At 60.0% G+C, this 1,953-nt stretch carries 2 protein-coding genes; one reads left to right on the forward strand and one right to left on the reverse strand.

Translation table 11 applies throughout. From position 1 onward, the window contains the following. Positions 1-573 precede the first annotated feature (573 nt). Positions 574-1,713, forward strand: a complete 1,140-nt coding sequence (locus tag AC1DT3_RS19375; protein ID WP_477466844.1) for an AI-2E family transporter — start codon at positions 574-576, stop codon at positions 1,711-1,713. 32 nt (positions 1,714-1,745) lie between these two features. Here the strand turns inward: AC1DT3_RS19375 and AC1DT3_RS19380 are convergent. Then, positions 1,746-1,953, reverse strand: a 208-nt coding sequence (locus AC1DT3_RS19380; protein ID WP_477466845.1) for an aspartate-alanine antiporter-like transporter, incomplete at its 5' end; no start/stop codon positions are given.

Consider the following 1,953-nt stretch of genomic DNA (forward strand, 5'->3'; position numbering starts at 1 on the left):
GGCTGGAAGGCATGAGATCCGGGAGATTTCAATGCATGCGCATCCGTCTTCGAACGGGAACCACCTACTGGCAATAGGATTCGCCATCTTCCTCGCCGCGATGGTGTTTCTGGGCCATCCCGCGACGGGCCAAACCACATTCGACGGAGACTGGAGCGCCACGGCAGTCTCCGAGACGGGAATGTGCAAGCCAAGTCAGGACCATCTCGTTCGCATCCGCAACGGACGGGCGCTCGACAGACACTCCCGACGGTACGAGGTCAATGGGGGCCTGGACGGCAGTGGGAATATCGATGGCAGCGTTCGCGTCCGAAACACGACGATCATCGTAACAGGCAGGATCGATAAGAACGTTGCAACCGGGACGTGGCGATCGACTGGACGGAGGGTCTGCGCGGGACGTTGGAAGGCGGAGCGTCGAGGCTGAAAGCCAGCGGTTGGCGGTCCGCCTCCAATCGAATGCGAGTGGGTAGAGACGCCAGTCTGCGTAGAAGCCGGCGTCTGAGCTTGGGACGAACCGCACCGCGACCATCGAACCTTTGGTGGACGGGCGACTGCGCGAGGGAAGAGACCATGGACCCGAATGCATCAAACTCCAGCGACGAGCCTTGGGCACCCACTATATTCGACGCCGTGCTTCGAATTGGGCTTGTGGCCGTGTTGGTTTACGCCTGCGTTCGCATCGTCATGCCGTTGGCGTTCATCTTGATCTGGTCGGCAATCCTGGCAGTGATGCTGTATCCGCTTCACCGTCGTTTGGCGGAGCGGATCGGCGATCGCTGGTCGGCCGTGCTCATCGGCTTGGTCGGCATCGCCGTCGCGTTGGGGCCCATGGTCATGGTGGTGACATCGCTCGCGACATCACTTTATTCGTTGATCTCGAGTTTGCAGAGCCAAGATTTGACGATGCCTCCGCCGCCAGTCTGGCTCGACGGCACCCCGCTGGTTGGAAAAAAGCTGACGGAGATTTGGTCGCTCGTCGCCACCAATCTTCCGGCGGCATTGACGAAATATGGACCGATGCTGAGTGGGCCCGTCGCGTGGTTGGCGTCGTTCGCCGGCAGCCTAGCCATTGGCGAACTATCGTTCGTACTTTCATTCGGGATCGCCGCCGTGATTGCCATACATGGCAAGAGCGCCACGGAATTCGCGCGCCGTCTCCTCGAACGAGTCACGGGCGACAAGCCGCGCGCCGTGCACTTGGTCACCCTGACCGCAGCCACGATTCGCGGTGTGGCGCTGGGTGTTGTCGGTGTGGCGCTGGTTCAGTCGCTGTTCCTCGGTTTCGGGTATCTCGCCATTGGACTCGAGGCCGCAGGACCCTTGACGCTGGTTGCGCTCCTACTGGGCATCATGCAGGTGCCGTTGATTCTGCTGTCGCTGCCTGTCATCGTCTATGTCTTCGCGACCGAAGCGACACAACCGGCAATTATCTTTCTGATCTGGAACGTGGTCGTCGGGCTCAGTGACAATGTCCTTCGACCCTTGTTGCTCGGCAGAGGTCTCGAAGTGCCTATGCCGGTCATATTGATCGGTGTCCTCGGCGGCATGCTTGTCGACGGTCTTCTCGGCTTGTTTGTCGGGCCGGTTTTGTTGTCCGTCTGCTATGTGCTGCTGCATGAATGGTTGCCACAGCACCCTGTCGACGGCGCCCTGCCCGCTGACGAACGACGCCTTCACCTCCAAACAGGACCACGACCTCCTCGGAAGTAACCTGACGACGTTCAAGAGGTCGCTCGACTTTCCTAGATGGACATCATCGCGACAAGCACTGGTCCCCACGCGGTGAGAAGGATGTTTCCAACGGCATAGGGAACCGTGTAGCCCAGTGCAGGAATGCTGCTTTGCGCCTCATCCTGAACGGCTCGGAGTGCCGCGGTAATGGTGCCGGCACCTGCACAGGCTCCAAGCACGATCAGTGGATTCATTTTCATGACGTAGCGACCAAAGAGG

Source organism: Microvirga sp. P4_G7 (genome assembly GCF_056401005.1).

What these genes read in the sequence shown, in the direction of transcription:
- AC1DT3_RS19375 (WP_477466844.1), top strand. Translation starts at nt 574, where the DNA reads ATGGACCCGAATGCATCAAACTCCAGCGACGAGCCTTGGGCACCCACT.